Consider the following 17,045-nt stretch of genomic DNA (forward strand, 5'->3'; position numbering starts at 1 on the left):
GGATTTACGGAGCCCTGAGTAAAAACCCAATTGCTTTTGTATTAGTGGCAGTTTAGTGTTTCGGCCACGAAAAATAGCAAGCGTTTACCCATGTCCCTAAATCTACCTATTGATATTCGAGCAATTAAAGGTTTCCTCGCCGCCCATGAAGGGGAAGCTCTCTACCACCTGGCAGCTGAAGCCAGCTCACTGGGTCCCTGTCTTGAAGTGGGCAGCTACTGCGGCAAATCATCAATTTACCTGGCCAGTGCCTGTAAGCTGACCGATAACGTCCTGTTCGCCGTGGACCACCATCGAGGATCTGAAGAGCACCAGCCCGGAGAGGAGTATCACGATCCCGAACTGTTTGATGGCCAGGCCAATTTAATGGACAGTTTTCGCACTTTCCGCGCGAATATTCGCGCGGCTGAATTGGATGACTGGGTTGTTCCCGTCGTCGCCCCCTCCGCAACAGCTGCACGCTGCTGGAATACCCCTTTGGGTCTCGTATTTATTGACGGCGGCCACTCCCTGGAAGCGGCCATGACCGATTATCGCAGCTGGTCCCGCCATATCGTGCCCGGTGGCTACCTGGCGATCCACGACATTTTCCCGGACCCCGCCGATGGCGGCCAGGCGCCCTACGATATTTACAAACTAGCCCTGGCTTCCGCTCAATTCGAGCTCGTCGAAACTGTCGACACCCTGGGAATCCTGCGCCGCATTTAGGGGCAGGCGCACCGATGTAAACAGCTCGCTCGCTGGCGTTAATCCGGCGAGCGCATCGGCAGCCAGAAGCATGGCCCCTACAGTCCAGGTGGTTTTTTCCTCCGGCCAGATGGCCTCATCCCGGTAGACATAACCGGTCCAGTAGCCCCCATCTTTATCCTGCCAGCGGTGCAAGCCGCGATACAAAATTTCCGCCCGCGAACGCTGGCCAGCAGCGATTAGGGACATAGTGAGTTCGCAGGATTCAGCCACCGTCACCCAGGGCTCATCACTGACGCAACGACAACCCAAACCAGCCACGACAAACTCATCCCAGCGCTGCTGAAGACGCAACTGCGCTGCCTCACCAGAAAAGGCACCGGTTAATACGGGATAAAACCAGTCCATTGAAAAGCGCGCCTTGCTTTCCCAGGTGCGATCAAAGCGCTCCGGTTTATTGCGCAGCGCATCGCCCAAAGCTTCCCGGGCAAGTATCCATTGAGGGCGAGCAACCCCTAGCTGGTGGGCAATATTAATTGCGCATTCCAGACTTTTATAAATGGAAGAACAACCGGTGATCAGGGCATCTTTCATAGGGGCGCCCTCTGAATCTACCGCCCAATGAATTTCGCCAAATTCCGTTTGCAAGCGCAATACAAACTCGATTGCACGCTCCACCATCGGCCAATAGCGCTGTAAAAACAGCGCGTCTCTACTAACCAGAAAGTATTGCCAAATTCCTGTTGCCACATAGGCAACAAAATTGGTTTCACGGCGCTCCCGGTTGTCTATATCGCCATCTTTATAAGCGGCCCACCAGCTGCCGTCTTCCAGCTGAATCTCAGCCAGCCAGCAATAAGCGTTTTCAGCAGCACTGAACTCTCCGGCAATGGCGAGCCCCATAGCGGCCTCAACATGATCCCAGGGGTCGGCATAGCCCCCTTTAAACCAGGGAATTGAACCATCGGGGAGCTGCTGGGAGAGAATATAGGCGGCGCTATCCAGGATAAATCCTTCAGGGAAAAGACCAGAAGCTTTTGCCGGCACAGAAATTTTACTCATGCTTCAACTCCCTCAGGCAGGGAGAGGGCCGCATCCACTCGTTGTGTCGACCCGGCAGGTTTCACAAAATAGAGAGCGATACTTTTTCCCAACAGCGGGTTCAATAGTTTTTCGAGAATCCGGGTAAAGGCTGGTTTCTTCATCAGATCCCACACCAGCAGGCGGTGATAGGCAGAGACCAAACGGGAATCGGGCTTGTCCCAAAACAAACACTTTAACCACCAGTAAGGTGCATGTAACGCATGGGCCTTATGCCGGGCAAAATAGTGGTGTCCCAACCTTTCAATATCCTCTCGCAGCTCGCGCTCGCGGAATATTCGGATATGCCCACCCTCAACCTGATGGTATTCATCGCTGAGTTTCCAGCACACCCACTCGGGAAAAAATGCCGGTACTGTCGCGGCAAAAATACCAGAGGGTTTTAATACCCGGTTAATCTCAGCCAGGACAGACTTGTAATCGGGGATATGCTCAAGTACCTCTGAGCAGATAACCACATCAAAACTCCCATCGGCAAATGGTAGTTGCAAGCCATTGGCAACTCCGAACTGCAAGCGACCCTTTGAATGCTCGGGAGAGCGGAAAGGTTCCGCTCGCTCACTGGCAGTGCGCACATCATCAAAACACAGGTCAATGCCGTAAACATCAACCTCATCGGTGATCATCAAGTGAATGGAATGGCGCCCTTCACCGCACCCCAAGTCGAGGACTTTTTGGCCAGGGCGAAGATTTAAATGCTGGGGATCTACAGTAATCATCAAGCCGCCTCCGCACTGCGCATATTCGGAGTTTCTATTTCATGACTACTGGGCTGTTCCGCCAATGTATGTCCGAGAATTTCCCGGTAATATTTCACCAAACTCTCTGCAGCGATTTTCCAGGAAAATTTACTTTCAATGCGCTGGCGACCTTTCTCACTGAGTTCTATTCGCAGCGCTTCGCTGGATAAAACCTGGCGTAGGGCATTGGCCAAAGCTTCGTGATTTCCTGCAGGGACCACGATTCCTGCATCCCCAACCACCTCAGGCAAAGCACCCCCGTCACTGGATACTACCGGAGCACCACATGCCATTGCCTCTCCGGCAGGTAAACCAAATCCTTCGTAGAGCGATGGGCAAACTACCGCTGTAGCCTTGCGGTAATTATCGACCAGTTCTTCGTTAGAAATACCGGAGACAAACTGAACCCTATCCTGAAGATCCAGATCGTGAAGCAAGTGTTCCGTGGCGCCACCTTCGCGTAATTTGCCAACCACCAACAACTCTATGTTTTCATATTCCTGGCGTAATTCCGCCAACGCCTGTAATAAAAAGCGCAGACCTTTAAGCGGCTGGTCTGCCGATGCAGTGGTCATAATTCGCAGAGGCAAGCGCTTATTCTCTGCCCCTGGGTTGAATAATTCGGTATCAATACCGTTGTAAATCAGGTGAATCTGCTCGGGAGCTACGCCAAACTGCTCGATAATATCCCGCTCAGATTGCCTGGAAACGGTCACGATATGGCGAAGCTTCCGCGATACCTTGATCTGCATATTCAAAAAATTATGCCAACGACGTACCAGCAAACGAAAACGCCAATCGGGGGCGGCATCTAATGCCAGTTGACGATCCCGGGTAATGGGGTGATGAATTGTCGCGACAACAGGCAATCCATTTTTCTCGATATCCAGCAAGCCGTAACACAGTGATTGGTTATCGTGAACAATGTCGTATTGTTTGCCGTGCTTGCGCAGGTATTTATTTACCCGACGGCCAAAGGTATAAGGCTCGGCAAAACCGCCGGTAAGCTTACTCCACCATTCAAAAAAATCCGCCCACGAGAGCAGGTGGCGAGGTTTCAAGGCCCGCGCTGGACGCTCAACTTCATAGAGATTCAACCCTGGCATTTTGATGAGTTTTACGCGCTCATCGAGTTCTGGATAGGGCTGGCCAGAAATAACATCCACGGAGTGACCAGCATCAACCAGTGCTTTACTCAGGTAGCGCAGGTAGATGCCCTGACCACCACTATGTGGATTGCTGCGATACCCCAAAAGGCATATTTTTAGTGGCTGCGTCTCGCCAGCCGTTGGACCGTCTGCACAATTTCCCAAGGCGGTCATAGTTTCCCCATCTGCAATATTCTTATACCCCATAACATTATCCGCTCTCGCACAGACATTCTGCGAATGCCAACGTCTAAGAGCCGACCGTCTGGGGTGTCTCGCTGGTAAAGCGGAAGAATACACTGGCGGAGAAATGACTGCTAGGCGGAAGCGGTCCACACTCTTGGTATCCTGGCCCAAGGATGTGTACTCGCAAGCCAAAATAGCAACAAAAGCCCAGCAACCGCACACCGTGTCATTCGATACACTCAAGCCATGGCGACTTTAAAAGAAGGGATTAATGCGAACAGGAAGTGGAAATAAGTCAATCGAGAATAAAAAAATGCCCGCCAAAAGGCGGGCCAGATTTCTCGAACACACTTTCAGGAGGAGAGTTTCAAGCACATTACGCACTTAAATTTAGGTATAGCAGAGGAAATACCCCCACTAACTCTCCTGTCGTGAAAGCCGTTCACTAAAACGGCAATCGGCGCTAAAGCACACCGCCAATGTTTATACCCGATGCAGATAACTCTGGTATTCAACATCGGTAACGCGGGCAGCTATCTCTGCTTGCTCCTGTCTTTTCAACAGAGAGAACAATTCCACAAAGCGCGGATCAAGATACTCGCGCCACAAGGGGCTCTGCTCAAAGCGCTCCAGTGCGCCACTCCAGGTATTGATCAACTTCTCACTCTCCACCTGATAAGCATCGCCTTCCACAGGTGCAGGCGCTTCCATCTGGTTCTCAATGCCATGACACACACCAGTGAGAATCGCAGCTAACACCAGATAGGGGTTAACATCCGCCCCGGCAATGCGGTGCTCGATACGCCGCGCCACAGGATCGCTGGCGGGCACACGCAAAGTTGTAGTGCGATTATCGTAGCCCCAGCAGAGATTCAACGGTGCGTGAGAGCTCTCCTGGAAGCGGCGATAGGAATTGCTGTGAGGTGCGAAAAACGCCATCGCATCGTTGGCAGTCGCCAGCATTCCTGCTGCGGCATAACGCAGTAAATCGGAGCCAGTGTCAGAACCGTCATCAAAAACGTTCTTTCCATTGGCGTCGATCAAACTCATATGCACGTGCATTCCGTTACCCGCCTGATCCCCGAAAGGCTTGGCCATGGTACTCACGCGGAAGCCGTGACTGCGCGCCACTCCTTTTAACAAGCGCTTAAACAGTAATGTTTGGTCTGCCACTTTAACGGGATCGGCACTGTGCAACAGATTGATTTCAAACTGTCCCGGCGCACACTCCGACAATACTGAATCTGCGGGAATACCCTGTGCCTCGCAGGCAGCTCGCACATCGGCAAAGAAGTGTCGCTGTGCATTGAGCTCGGACAGATCGTATACGTCGGTGGAAGGCACCAGCTCGGCGTCGTTATCGCTAACCGGGCGCGGACGCGCCAGATGATCCACCTCATCGCGGAGCAGATAGAATTCCAGCTCGGTCGCACACACGGCGGTATAACCCAGTTTACCGAGACGCTCTACCACGCATTGCAACTGGCTGCGGGGATCGGCATAGAGAGAGGAGCCATCTGCCTCATGCAACTGCATATGCAGCTGGGCGGTGGACTCGCGATGCCAGGGCGCCAGGCTAATAGGCGAAACCGGCAGACAAACGCCATCGCTGTCTCCACTGGCAAATACCAGCGGGCTGTCTTCAATATCCCGCCCCCAGATATCGAGACTGACCGCGCTACGCGGCATTTGCAGACTGCCCTTGAGCAATTTCTCCGCAGCTTCTGCCGGCAACCACTTCCCTCGCGGCACGCCATTGATATCGAACATAAAGCCTTCGATCCACTTTAGGTCCGAGTGCTCTGCCAGGAATTTTTGCGACTGCTCCAGCAGATCGGGCTGGGCAGTGAATTCTTTTTCTTGAGACATAAGGTGCCTGGGGTGATCCAATCTAAACGCAGAGACGGCCCAACACCGCTTTTCCATTCAAACTATGGAAAACGGGGTATCAGACCGCCTCTGCAACAGAGTATCTTGCCGCTATGTTACGCCAGTGCTTTAGCAGTGTCGTCCAGGGCGCGGTGCGCTTTTTCTACCAGCTCATCGACCTGTTCAGTGGTCATAATCAGCGGTGGTGCGATAACCATGGCATCGCCAACGGCGCGCATCACCAAACCGTGCTTGATACTCAGGTCACGACATACCGCACCAGCGGTGCAGTCATCATCAAAACGAGCGCGGCTGGCCTTATCTTTTACCAGCTCCAAGGCACCGACCATACCCAAACTGCGGGTTTCGCCAACGATCGGATGCTCCGCCAGTTCAGCCCAACGCTTGGACAGGTAGGGGCCGGTTACATCGCGGACATTCTCGATAATCTTCTCGTTGCGCAGAATATTGATAGTTGCCAGACCTGCCATACAGGCAGCCGGATGCGCGGAGTAGGTGTAACCGTGGGTAAACTCGCCACCTTTGGTTTTGATCACCTCAGCGACACGATCACTCACCATGGTACCGCCCAGGGGGAAGTAACCGTTGGTTACTGCTTTGGCGAAAGTCATCAGGTCGGGCTTCATGCCGTAATAGTCGGCACCGAACCACTCACCGGTACGACCGAAACCAAAAATCACTTCATCCATCACCAACAGGATGTCGTACTGGTCCAGCACCTTCTTGACTTCCGGCCAGTAAGTTTCCGGCGGGATAATTACGCCGCCAGCACCCTGGATTGGCTCAGCGATAAACGCCGCAACATTATCCGGGCCCAACTCCTGGATTTTCTCATCCAGGCTGCGAGCCGCTTGGATACCAAACTCCTCTGGAGACATATCGCCGCCCTCACCAAACCAGTAGGGCTGCTGTACGTACTCAATGTAGTCGAGCGGCTGGAATTGCTTGTGCATACCACTCATACCACCCAGGCTGGCACCGGCAATGGTAGAGCCGTGATAGCCATTCTTACGGGAAATAACGATGCGCTTCTCCGGCTTTTCCTGGATATCCCAGAAACGGCGGATCAGGCGCAGGTTAGTATCATTTGCCTCGGAACCGGAACCCGTGAAGAACACATTGTTCATATGCGCCGGGGTCACTTCAGCCAAGGCGTCGGCCAGTTCAATCGAGGGCACCGTAGTGCACTGGAAGAAGCTGTTATAGAAAGGCAGGGTATTCAGCTGCTCGTAGATCGCATTGCTGATTTCTTTGCGGCTGTAGCCGAGGTTGCAACACCAGAGGCCTGACATGCCATCAAGCATTTTGTTGCCATCAATATCGGTGATGTAAGCGCCCTCGGCGCTGGTAATCACACGGGTCCCCTGCTGGCCCAAGTCATGGAAGTCAGTAAATGGGTGTAGCAGGTGCTCACGGTCGTGTTGCTGCAGCTCAGTCTTGTTCATATTTCTCTCCTGGCTTTCACAGGCCTTGCTCAGCGCCCACCAATCGGGCTCAAAAGGCCAAATCGTTACCACTAATTTGTGATCACATTCTAGTGGGGCCATCGACAGAAGCGCAAGGTCTATCTGCCCTTACCGAAAACATAAGGTCGAATCGCGCCAGTGCGAGGAGAAAAAGGGAACTAAATAGTCAACTGGGGGGAAAGGAGCCGCTACAGCAGCTCCTCTGCAGAGATAGAGCCGAGCCCCTCTTCAATATCCTGCTGAATGGCTTTGCGCACCTTCAACTCATCTTTACTGGCAATAGCTTCGAGCAGATCTTGATGCCGGTCTGGCAACTCCTGCACGCCAAAGCGCTGGAAAACCAAGTGCTGGAGGGGAGCTGTCTGTAGCCACAGGCTCTCGATCAGGGATAGGATGATATGGGGCTGCCCCAGGCGATAAAGGGTAAAGTGAAATTCCAGATTAGTGGTTACATAGCGCTCGATGTCTTTCTGAGCGAGAGCTTCTGTTACACGCTCATCCAGCTCCCGAAGTTGCGCTAATTCTGCATCCCCGACCAATGGCAGGGCCTGTTCAGCGGCCTGACACTCCAGGGCCACACGAGCGGCACAAATCTCTGCCAGTTTTTCCGGGGTCATTGTCGGCACCCTGACCCGGCGGGTATCTGACAGCTCCAAGGCCCGCTCCGAGGTCAGGCGACGCAACGCTTCGCGAACCGGCATTGGACTGCAATTAAGCTCCGAGGCCAGACCCCGGATAGTAATCGCCCTACCCGGCAAAAACTTTCCCCGCAGAATGGCATCCCGCACCTGAAAATAAACCCTCTCCTGGGTTGTGCGGTACTCTTCCTGGGGACTGTTAAATTCCTGCACCATACCTATGCTGCCCTGACCTGCTCCAACATATGAGGGACATCCTCCGCACCCACCTCAATTAAATGTTCAGCCGCCCGGCCACTTTGCCAAATTTCATAAAAATCATCTGCCACCCGGCGACTGAGATCAACCACCCGCCCCCAGTACTTCAAACGGTCTTCACGGTCGAGCTTGTAGAAATCATTGCGGTCTGGAATTTTTCCATAGGGCAAGGAGGCAACAAATTTGGGCGAAGGAGCCACAACCAGAGTGGATTGCATGGCATCTCCGCGAACCCGTCGCCAAGAGAGCCCTTTATCAAACCAGCCGGGCACCATATAGGGGAAAAAGTGCGGGTAGAGCACTAGGCCCTGGGGGTGGCGGAAGCGCAGATCAAAGTGGTAATCGGTGATACCGCCATCGCGATAATTACCCTGTGGAGCTCCCTCCGGTGTCTGCACCCCTGTCATTACCAAAGGGATACAGCCACTGGCCAGTACAGCAGCACAGGTATTCTGCTCAGTCAGCGGAATATTTTCGGTGCTCAGGTTCTGGAAGTGGATGCCTGCCGACTCTTGCGAATGAAAAACCACCCGCTCCCAAAAAGCGCTCAGGCTGTTGCGAGATACAGCATTTGCCAGTGCCGAGGCGAGTAATGCCGGCGCCAACAGCGCCTTGTTTTCACTGGCCAGTGGCCCCCTACCCCTGACCGCCACAAAGTGGCTGTGCCAAATGGGATTTTCCACTACCTCGCGCGCACCTTCAGCACCCAACACTGCCTGCAGCATCTTGCGACCGCCGGCAGTAATCTCTTCAGGGGAGGGCTTGTCAGAATAGGCTTGGTAGATGTAGTGATGCTCTAATCGTTCAAGTGCTGATAGCGGCTCTGCCATTGCGTAACACATGTTGCGAAAACTACCGATAGATGATCCCAAGGTGACAATTGGCTCGCTCCGCGCCTTGAAGAACTCCCCCATCAATACCCGATCCAACTGGCTAATCACCAGCCACTTGGGACCGCCGGAAGCGCCGACCAGCGTCGAAAATTGTCTCTGGGACAACCCCTCTTCACGTATGCGCCGCGCAGCCGTCTCTCCGGCCAGTAGAATACAATTGGTATTTTTCACTCACTTTCTCTTTTTCTTGGCCGTCAGAATTTATCTCAGGCTTCAACTATCCCGGGCTACCACTCACCCTGATTATCCATAGACATCCAGGGCTCCTGGGGTGGGAGGGGCTCTCCACTTTGCAGCAACTCAATGGAAATCCCATCTGGGGAGCGAAGAAATGCCATATGGCCGTCTCTCGGAGGCCTATTGATGACCACCCCCTGATCCATCATGCGTTGGCACACCCCGTAAATATCATTTACCCGATATGCCAGGTGTCCGAAATTCCGCCCGCCAGTGTAGCTTTCCGGGTCCCAATTGTAAGTGAGTTCCAATGTCGGGGCCTTATTCTCCCTGGCCGCTTCAAGATCCTCGGGAGCTGCGAGATACACTAGGGTGAAACGCCCTTTATCATAATCATTTCGACTAACGACCTGCAGGCCCAGCTTTTCACAGTAAAACGCCAGAGATTCATCCAGATTGGTTACGCGAACCATCGTGTGTAAGTACTTCACCCTCTACTCCTTCTTGTTGCCAAGCTCTACAATCAGCCCATAACAAATAAATCGGCTTTTTAAAGCTAAACGCATATGTATAAAAAATTCTATCGCGAGTTCCTTCAGGCGCCCAGTGGCAGTCCCTCTTCCATGCTGCACATGGCTTGCCACTCCCACCACTACTGGCCCGATGTTACCCTTGATGCAGTACAGCAGTACTGGCGCGATTCAGCACTTCTGGCCGATGAAAAATGGGGGCCAATTTTTGAGGAGAAGATACCCTCATGGCAAGCGGCGATCGCAAAATCCCTCAACCTACCCAGGGCAGACTTGATCGCTATAGCCCCAAATACCCATGAACTAGTGTATCGGCTACTGAGTTCATTCGATCCCAGTAAACCATTGCGCATTCTCACTACAGACGGAGAGTTCTACAGTTTTACTCGCCAATTACAACGTCTGGAAGAGCTTCCTCAAGTAGAGGTAACGAGAGTTGCCAAAGAACCCTACGCCACCCTGGCGGAAAGATTTGAGACTGAACTACATAAAAATGAATACCATCTGGCCTATGCCAGCCTGGTATTTTTTGACTCTGGTGTGGTATTTCCCCGGCTGCTGGAGGTTGCGGCACAGAAACCGCATGACACACAATTCGTTATCGATGGATATCACGGTTTTTTTGCCCGCCCAATCGATCTTTCAACCGTTGCAGACAAGGTTTTTTTACGGCAGGATCATATAAGTACCTAGGCGCCGGTGAAGGCCTGTGTTTTATGACAATTCCTGCGAACTGTACACTACGCCCTGTAAATACCGGCTGGTTCGCAGAAATGGCTGAGCTGGAGAATCGCTCGGGAGAAGTCGGATATAGCGACAATTGGCTGCGCTTTGCCGGAGCGACCATGGACTATTCAACACTCTACAAAGCCCTGGCTATTTTCGATTTATTCCATCGCGAAGGCATTACCATCGAGAAAATACACAGCTATGTTCTCAATGCGCAAACCCGATTCCTGAATAGCATGGATAACTCAGACCATCCCATCTTGAATCGCAACAACTTGATTTGTCATGATCTGGAAGAAGGTCACGGCCACTTTTTCACATTTAACTGCTCACAACCAGAAATCTCACAGAGGGTTCAGGAAGAGCTCAAGGCTCGAGCAGTTCTGTGTGATCGGCGACAACAGTTTCTCAGGGTGGGATTCGCCATCTATCACGATAAGGATGAAACTTACCAGCAGGTTTTTAACTCTTAAAGCTTCAGAGCAAAGAGGACAAAGTGATTTTTACCACCGCCGCTAGAGCATATTTCACACCTAAAAGGCACACCGGCTCAGCTGCGGTTCAGGATTCAATCTATAAAATAATGGCGCCATTTTCGTCGCAACAATCAGCACTCAATGGATAAGGAAGCGTTATGAAAGCAGTAAAAATTTCAGTAATTTCCCTTCTCGCCCTGCTCGCCACCGCCTGTGGTAACGAGCGGGCTCCAGAAGACCGGGGGACCATGGTATCCATCGCTGCACGGGGGAGGCAAGTCAGGTTCCTGATATCGCAAAAATTTCTGTTGGAGTGGTAACCGAGTCAGAGGACAGCAAACAGGCAATGCGCGATAACGCCAATCAGATGGAGTCTTTAATGGCCGCCATCAAAAAATCGGGTATCAACAAGAAAGATATTCAAACCACAGGCGTTAACCTGTCTCCGCGCTACCAGTACCAGCAAAACAAAAAACCCCGAATCACTGGTTACACTGCGCGAAATACCGTCAGCGTGAAGGTTCGCAAACTGGATGAACTCGGCAAGATCTTGGACAATCTTACTGCCGCTGGAGCCAACCAGATCAACGGTCCGAGCTTCGAAATTGGTGAACCTGCTCCAGTTCAAGCCAAAGCCCGGGAAAAAGCCCTTGAAGACGCCCAGGAACGTGCAGAAATGTACGCCAAAGCGCTGGGTACAAAAGTGCGTCGCATTGTCAGTATTTCAGAAAATGGCAACGGCGGTATGCCACGCCCCATGATGTTCACTGAAAGGGCCAAGATGGCAGACAGCGCTTCCACCCCTATATCGCCGGGAGAAACCACTCTTACCGTCAATCTGGATCTGGTATACGAACTCGAGGACTAATACGGAGCAATAGCTACTCACATACGGAGGCAGGAAGGATACACGGTGCTTGGGGCCATTCAGGGCTTGAATATATTCACAGCGTATTTCGATTCTTCCCTGCTGCCCCGTAGTAGCTAATGTCTTGCCAGCAGTGAAACAGCACAACAGCCTTGCTGTTTCACTGCCATTCTTCTCTACCGACTAACCGCTGATATCTTGCTCAAGAAACACATCACTTGGCAACTCGCTGGACTCTTTGTAAATAACGCCTTCTTTCATTACAAACAGAACCCGTTGCATTTCCGAAATATCTTCCAGGGGATTTCCAGCCACAGCGATAATATCAGCTATCTTGCCCTCGCTAATGCTGCCCAGTTCATCCTGTACTTGCAGCAACTGGGCCGCATTCCAAGTCGCTGAACGCAATGCATCGGCCGGGCTCATTCCACCCTGCACCATCAGTAAAAATTCACGGGCATTATCGCCGTGACGGGTAACACCTGTATCGGTTCCAAATGCAATTTTTACTCCGCGCTTGTGAGCGCGGCTAAAAGTATCCTGCATTAAAGGCCCCATAGTCGCGGCTTTCGGGCGCACCAGGTCTGGCAGGAAGCCTTCAATCGCCGATTTTTCTGTCACCCACTCACCAGCCATTAGAGTCGGCACAAACCAGGTGTTGTTACGGCGCATCAGGTCCATCACTTCATTATCCATATAGGTGCCGTGTTCAATGGAGTCCACTCCAGCACGAATTGCGCGAATCATTCCCTCCTTACCGTGGGCATGTACTGCAACTGTGAAACCATAGTCCTTAGCAGCCTCAACAATTGCCTCCAGCTCATCCTGCATAAATTGAGGGTTCTGGCCGCTCTTTGCTACACTCAAGACCCCACCTGTCGCGGTGATCTTGATCAGGTCAGCGCCGTCCTTATAGCGCTGACGAATCGCTTTGCGCGCGCTGATCGGCCCATCAATAACACCATCCACCGGGCCAGGGTTCCCCATCAAGTCCTGCCTTAGCCCATTGGTGGGGTCAGCGTGCCCACCGGTAGTTGCGATTGTCTTTGCCGCCGTATAAATACGCGGACCTTCCACCAGGCCTTTGTTGATTGCATTACGTAAACTCACAGTCACGTTGTCGTGATCACCAAGATTTCGAATCGTGGTGAATCCAGCCTGTAGAGTGCGATGTGCAGCATCCACGCCGCGCAAGGTAAAATCGGCAGTATTCCAGCTGAAAGACTCCATATAAGCACGTGGCCCAAACTCGTAAGTGAGATGGCTGTGCATGTCCATCAAACCTGGCAATACCGTATATTCTCTCAAGTCGACTAAGCGCTCTCGATCGCGCTTGGCAAACCCTTTCTGCACGGACTCAACCCGTCCGTCGACAATATGAATGGTGCGGTCTTCCAATAATTTTCCATTACTGCTATCAAATAATTTGCCAGCGTAAATTGCGATGCTCTCCGCCCCAGCCTGTAAACTAAAAAGCCCGGCAAATACCGACAAAGCTACGGCGGCTGCGCGGTTGACAAAGTAGCTTCGGTTGGTCTTTGTTGTCATTGTCGTCCCCAGTAGATCTCTTTTAGATTCTTAACGTCCTTTACCAAGATCGCACAATCTACGCAATTACCCAGGCGAGAGGAAGCCTCTATGAAAATCTATGAGTTCGCAGCAGCACCAAACTGTCGACGTGTTCGCATGTTTATGGCAGAAAAGGGGTTAGATGCAGAATATGTCGGAATAGATATTACAAAAGGGGAAAATCTTAGCTCAGAGTTTCGAAGCAAAGATATCAATAAAAAAGTACCCGTAATGGAGCTGGATGACGGTACTTACATTGCGGAATCAGTGGCCATTCAGCGTTATTTTGAGGAGCTACACCCAGAGCCACCACTCTTCGGCCGCACCCCCAAGGAAAAAGCACTGGTGGAAATGTGGAATCGCCGTGCCGACTTCAACCTTATGTTTCCTGTCGGGATGTGTTTCCAGCACGTTTCCGGTTTCTTTAAGGACCGGATGAATGTTTACCCCGATTTTGGTGAGGATTCAGGCAAACGAGCCCTGAAGTTTATGGATACCCTCGACAATCATTTTTCAGACCATGAATACCTGGTTGGTGACTATTTTTCAGTGGCCGATATCAGCATGGTTTGCGGACTGGATTTCGGCAAAGTGCAAAACCTTCGACCCGATCCGTCCAAGCACTCTCACCTAATCAGGTGGCGTGAACAACTTAAAGAGCGCCCCAGTTTTAAAGCTTAAACCCTATTTCCCCGCCCAAACAGGGCGGGGAAATAATTTCAATCAGTCCTTTGCAGGAAGCACCTCAACGGGGCCAATATCCAAGGCTTCAACCTCGCCTTTAATCTTACTCAGATCCCCAACAATCACCCAGGTGAATTGATCTGGCGCAAGATACTCCTTCGCGGAGGCCTCCACTTTTTCCTTATTCAGTGCTGAAACCCGCTGTGGATATTCGGCAATGTATTCCTCTGGAAGCCCCTTCTCCACCTGCCAATTAATACTGGAAAGCAATTGCCCTTTGGTCTGGAATCGAGCACTTTGCTTCAGGACTTCATCATTCTGGTAGTCCTCAAGCTCTTTTGCAGTGATAGGACGCTCTCCTAAGTATTCCTCATACTCTTTTACCAATTCCTTAATGGCTGGAGCTGTTTTATCAGTTTGCACAGGAGCAAAGAGGATATAAGGACGCTGCCCTTCTGTATCGAGGGAAACCGCGCGGGCACCATAGGACCAATGCTTGTTCTCACGAAGATTCATATTGACTCGGGAAGTGAACTTTCCGGCAATAATATTTGTCATCGCATCAAAAGCTTCAGCTCCCTGCGGCTGCCAAGGCGGCATCAGCAAACCCGCCATGATATAACTCTGTTGTGCGCCGGGGCGGTCGAGCAAATAAACTCGAGCCTTTTCCGGACGGGGCACCTTGGCAACTTCAATTTTGGGAAGCTCTGATTTAGGAGCAATCCACTTTCCGAGTGTTTCATTCAGCAGAGGCTCTATTTCTTTTTCAGTAACATCCCCCACGATCGTCAGGGTTGCATTATCCGGACGCACCCAGGTCTTTTGGAAATTAACCAGATCCTCACGGGTTATGGACTTAATTCCCTCAGGAGTACCCGATCCCGTCAAGGGAGAGCCATAAGGGTGGTTTTCTCCAAATAGCAGCGGCGGCAGTTCACGCATAGCCAAGCCCTGAGGCTGGGCTTTTTCCTGGGCTATTGCATCCAGGCGATTGGACTTAACCCGCTCCAGGTCGGACTCGGGGAAACGAGGTTCAGTAACCACCTTCTCAAATAGCTCCAGCGATGGCTCCAGCTGCGTCTTAAGGGCACTCATGCTGATATTGTTATAATCAAGGCCGCTACCACCACCAATATTTACACCAAGCTCTTCTGAGCGAGAGCTAAATTCCAGGCTATCCAGATCACCCGCACCTTCGTTCAGCATTTGCGCCGCAACTGAAGCCAGACCCGGCTTATTTTTATCTGCGGAGGCGCCACTGCGAAATTGCAGATTCATCAGTACCACGGGAGTATCGTGGCGTTCGGCCAGAACAACCTTTAATCCATTTTTGAGGGTAAATTCTTTTTGTTTTGGCAGTTCCAGCTCTACATTTTTGTCTACCTCGGGGAGCTTGCTGCGGTCAGCACCCTCCGCCGCTGCCGTATACTTCTGCTTCGGCTCCATAATTAAGGTGTAGGAGTCCTCTTTCAACCACTGCTCAGCCACTTCTTGAACTTCGAGAGCGGATACTTTTGCATAATCCTCCACGCCTTCGATCAAGGCTCCGGGATCGCCAAAATAAAACTCCGACTGGGCAAGGATGTCACTCTTACCACCAAAACCACCGGTTTTTTCCAACCCCTTTACCAGCCCGGCAAACTCACTCTGTTTAACCCGGCGCAGCTCATCCGCATTCACACCATTTTTTGCGAATTGCTTTAATTCTTTATTCAGTAAGTCTTCAACTTTTTCTACAGACTGCCCCGGTTTCACGTCGACGATAATCATCAACTGCCCTGCAAGCTGACGGCCGTAATAAAAAGCGCTGACGCTGGTAGCCACTTGCTCATCACGAACCAAACGGCGGTAAAGAAGAGAGTTTTTTCTATTGGCGAGAAGGGAAGTCATTAATTCCAGCGCGTCTTCCACTTCGCTACCCACTGCGGGCACATTCCAAACCTTGTAAATTCGCGTTTGAGGCACTTGGTCGTAAACCACCTCCCTCTTTTTCACTTGGGTGGGTAGTTCCCAATTCTTAATGCGCGGTTGCACCCCTGTGCTCGGGATATCACCAAAATATTTGCGCACCTTGGCCATCGCATCTTTGACCGTAACATCACCCGCTATTACCAAAACTGCATTAGCGGGCTGATAATGGTCCTCAAACCATTTTTTGACATCTTCAAGACTGGCGTTGTCCAGGTCCTCCATCGAGCCAATCGGCGTCCACGAATAGGGGTGTCCTTTGGGGAAGGTGCTCTTGGCAATAATATCGAACGCTTTGCCATAAGGTGCATTCTCCCCCTGGCGCTTTTCATTCTTTACAACACCGCGCTGCTCATCCAAAACCTCCTGGGTAATTGCACCTTTAAAATGCCCCATTCGGTCGGACTCCATCCACAGCGCCATATCCAGGGCGCCTTTGGGCACAGTGACAAAATAATTGGTGCGGTCATTGCTGGTGGTGCCATTCATATCGGTGGCCCCAGAGCGCTGGAAGGGTTCGAAATATTCCCCTGGGAAGTTTTCGCTACCGTTAAACATCAAGTGCTCAAATAAATGAGCAAATCCGGTTTTACCTGGCGGCTCGTCCTTAGAGCCAACTTTGTACCAAAGATTGGTAGAAACAACGGGGGCTTTGTGATCTTCATGCACAATCACCGTCAGGCCATTGGGCAATACTTCCTTATGGAAAGGAATCTCCAACTTGGGTGGCGGGACATACGCCTCTTTATCGGATGCAGCAGCCTTACTACTGGCTGCTGCTTCCTTATCCACCGAAAGCGCATGAGGCGTATCATCGGTAGACTTTCCGCAAGCGGTAAGGCCAGTAATAGCGATGGCAACGCTGATAAGTAGCGGACGCAAGTCCATATTGTCACTCCCTTTTAAAAACCGCAATTTCAGGATGGCAAGTTTAGGCCAGCTTTCCTCCAGAGTGTCAGCAAAACCTTTTACCAACCGCAATTTAGCAAATATTCCAGACAAAAAAATGGGCACCGAAGTGCCCAAATCAATACATC

16 protein-coding genes are annotated in these 17,045 nt (G+C 51.6%); 6 read left to right on the forward strand and 10 right to left on the reverse strand.

From position 1 onward, the window contains the following. The first annotated feature begins 90 nt into the window (after positions 1 to 90). The gene (locus QT397_19260; protein WNZ54993.1) at positions 91 to 708 is read left to right on the forward strand and encodes a class I SAM-dependent methyltransferase; all 618 of its coding nucleotides are present in this window, start codon (positions 91 to 93) and stop codon (positions 706 to 708) included. On the opposite strand, the gene QT397_19265 is transcribed toward QT397_19260, so the two are convergent. The 8 genes from QT397_19265 to QT397_19300 form a co-directional block, all read right to left on the reverse strand. After that, on the reverse strand, positions 637 to 1,749 hold the full coding sequence (locus QT397_19265; protein ID WNZ54994.1) for a prenyltransferase: 1,113 nt from the start codon (positions 1,747 to 1,749) through the stop codon (positions 637 to 639). The two genes, QT397_19260 and QT397_19265, sit on opposite strands and share 72 nt — an antisense overlap. Further along, positions 1,746 to 2,507 carry a class I SAM-dependent methyltransferase gene (locus QT397_19270; protein ID WNZ54995.1) on the reverse strand — a complete coding sequence of 254 codons (762 nt, stop codon included), beginning with the start codon at positions 2,505 to 2,507 and terminating at the stop codon, positions 1,746 to 1,748. The genes QT397_19265 and QT397_19270 overlap by 4 nt, the downstream gene beginning before the upstream one ends. Then, positions 2,507 to 3,850, reverse strand: coding sequence for a glycosyltransferase family 4 protein (locus QT397_19275; protein WNZ58565.1), 1,344 nt, complete (start codon positions 3,848 to 3,850; stop codon positions 2,507 to 2,509). The genes QT397_19270 and QT397_19275 overlap by 1 nt, the downstream gene beginning before the upstream one ends. Before the next feature lie 495 nt (positions 3,851 to 4,345). Continuing rightward, a complete protein-coding gene (locus tag QT397_19280; GenBank protein ID WNZ54996.1) occupies positions 4,346 to 5,731 on the reverse strand; it encodes a glutamine synthetase family protein in 1,386 nt (461 codons plus the stop codon). Between the two features lie 116 nt (positions 5,732 to 5,847). Further along, the gene (locus QT397_19285; GenBank protein ID WNZ54997.1) at positions 5,848 to 7,197 is read right to left on the reverse strand and encodes an aspartate aminotransferase family protein; all 1,350 of its coding nucleotides are present in this window, start codon (positions 7,195 to 7,197) and stop codon (positions 5,848 to 5,850) included. Positions 7,198 to 7,406: 209 nt separating this feature from the next. Next, positions 7,407 to 8,072 carry a GntR family transcriptional regulator gene (locus tag QT397_19290; protein WNZ54998.1) on the reverse strand — a complete coding sequence of 222 codons (666 nt, stop codon included), beginning with the start codon at positions 8,070 to 8,072 and terminating at the stop codon, positions 7,407 to 7,409. Between the two features lie 2 nt (positions 8,073 to 8,074). Next, the gene (locus tag QT397_19295; GenBank protein WNZ54999.1) at positions 8,075 to 9,178 is read right to left on the reverse strand and encodes a hypothetical protein; all 1,104 of its coding nucleotides are present in this window, start codon (positions 9,176 to 9,178) and stop codon (positions 8,075 to 8,077) included. A 56-nt stretch (positions 9,179 to 9,234) separates the two neighbouring features. After that, positions 9,235 to 9,675, reverse strand: a complete 441-nt coding sequence (locus QT397_19300) for a VOC family protein (protein WNZ55000.1) — start codon at positions 9,673 to 9,675, stop codon at positions 9,235 to 9,237. 75 nt (positions 9,676 to 9,750) lie between these two features. Between QT397_19300 and QT397_19305 the strand changes: the two genes are divergently transcribed. The 4 genes from QT397_19305 to QT397_19320 all read left to right on the forward strand — a co-directional run bounded on the left by QT397_19305 (position 9,751) and on the right by QT397_19320 (position 11,787). Continuing rightward, the gene (locus tag QT397_19305; protein WNZ55001.1) at positions 9,751 to 10,407 is read left to right on the forward strand and encodes a hypothetical protein; all 657 of its coding nucleotides are present in this window, start codon (positions 9,751 to 9,753) and stop codon (positions 10,405 to 10,407) included. A 23-nt stretch (positions 10,408 to 10,430) separates the two neighbouring features. Continuing rightward, positions 10,431 to 10,916 (forward strand): hypothetical protein, encoded by a 486-nt coding sequence (locus QT397_19310; protein ID WNZ55002.1) that lies wholly within the window; start codon positions 10,431 to 10,433, stop codon positions 10,914 to 10,916. 161 nt (positions 10,917 to 11,077) lie between these two features. Further along, positions 11,078 to 11,239, forward strand: coding sequence for a hypothetical protein (locus tag QT397_19315; protein WNZ55003.1), 162 nt, complete (start codon positions 11,078 to 11,080; stop codon positions 11,237 to 11,239). Next, positions 11,233 to 11,787 (forward strand): SIMPL domain-containing protein, encoded by a 555-nt coding sequence (locus QT397_19320; protein ID WNZ55004.1) that lies wholly within the window; start codon positions 11,233 to 11,235, stop codon positions 11,785 to 11,787. Before QT397_19315 ends, QT397_19320 begins: the two co-directional genes overlap by 7 nt. Before the next feature lie 183 nt (positions 11,788 to 11,970). Here the strand turns inward: QT397_19320 and QT397_19325 are convergent, their stop codons facing one another. Then, positions 11,971 to 13,335, reverse strand: coding sequence for an amidohydrolase family protein (locus tag QT397_19325; GenBank protein ID WNZ55005.1), 1,365 nt, complete (start codon positions 13,333 to 13,335; stop codon positions 11,971 to 11,973). Between the two features lie 90 nt (positions 13,336 to 13,425). Between QT397_19325 and QT397_19330 the strand changes: the two genes are divergently transcribed. Continuing rightward, positions 13,426 to 14,037 carry a glutathione S-transferase family protein gene (locus QT397_19330; GenBank protein ID WNZ55006.1) on the forward strand — a complete coding sequence of 204 codons (612 nt, stop codon included), beginning with the start codon at positions 13,426 to 13,428 and terminating at the stop codon, positions 14,035 to 14,037. A gap of 42 nt (positions 14,038 to 14,079) precedes the next feature. Here QT397_19330 and QT397_19335 read toward each other — a convergent pair whose 3' ends face one another. Continuing rightward, on the reverse strand, positions 14,080 to 17,010 hold the full coding sequence (locus QT397_19335; GenBank protein WNZ55007.1) for a pitrilysin family protein: 2,931 nt from the start codon (positions 17,008 to 17,010) through the stop codon (positions 14,080 to 14,082). Positions 17,011 to 17,045 lie beyond the last annotated feature (35 nt).

The sequence above is a fragment of the Microbulbifer sp. MKSA007 genome (assembly GCA_032615215.1).
Taxonomy (GTDB): Bacteria; Pseudomonadota; Gammaproteobacteria; order Pseudomonadales; family Cellvibrionaceae; genus Microbulbifer.

Excerpts from the sequence above, each read along its gene's own strand:
- QT397_19280 (WNZ54996.1), bottom strand. The coding sequence starts at position 5,731 with ATGTCTCAAGAAAAAGAATTCACTGCCCAGCCCGATCTGCTGGAGCAG.
- QT397_19330 (WNZ55006.1), top strand. The coding sequence starts at position 13,426 with ATGAAAATCTATGAGTTCGCAGCAGCACCAAACTGTCGACGTGTTCGC.
- QT397_19285 (WNZ54997.1), bottom strand. The coding sequence starts at position 7,197 with ATGAACAAGACTGAGCTGCAGCAACACGACCGTGAGCACCTGCTACAC.
- QT397_19325 (WNZ55005.1), bottom strand. The coding sequence starts at position 13,335 with ATGACAACAAAGACCAACCGAAGCTACTTTGTCAACCGCGCAGCCGCC.
- QT397_19315 (WNZ55003.1), top strand. The coding sequence starts at position 11,078 with ATGAAAGCAGTAAAAATTTCAGTAATTTCCCTTCTCGCCCTGCTCGCC.
- QT397_19270 (WNZ54995.1), bottom strand. The coding sequence starts at position 2,507 with ATGATTACTGTAGATCCCCAGCATTTAAATCTTCGCCCTGGCCAAAAA.
- QT397_19305 (WNZ55001.1), top strand. The coding sequence starts at position 9,751 with ATGTATAAAAAATTCTATCGCGAGTTCCTTCAGGCGCCCAGTGGCAGT.
- QT397_19290 (WNZ54998.1), bottom strand. The coding sequence starts at position 8,072 with ATGGTGCAGGAATTTAACAGTCCCCAGGAAGAGTACCGCACAACCCAG.
- QT397_19275 (WNZ58565.1), bottom strand. The coding sequence starts at position 3,850 with ATGACCGCCTTGGGAAATTGTGCAGACGGTCCAACGGCTGGCGAGACG.
- QT397_19265 (WNZ54994.1), bottom strand. The coding sequence starts at position 1,749 with ATGAGTAAAATTTCTGTGCCGGCAAAAGCTTCTGGTCTTTTCCCTGAA.
- QT397_19310 (WNZ55002.1), top strand. The coding sequence starts at position 10,431 with ATGACAATTCCTGCGAACTGTACACTACGCCCTGTAAATACCGGCTGG.
- QT397_19260 (WNZ54993.1), top strand. The coding sequence starts at position 91 with ATGTCCCTAAATCTACCTATTGATATTCGAGCAATTAAAGGTTTCCTC.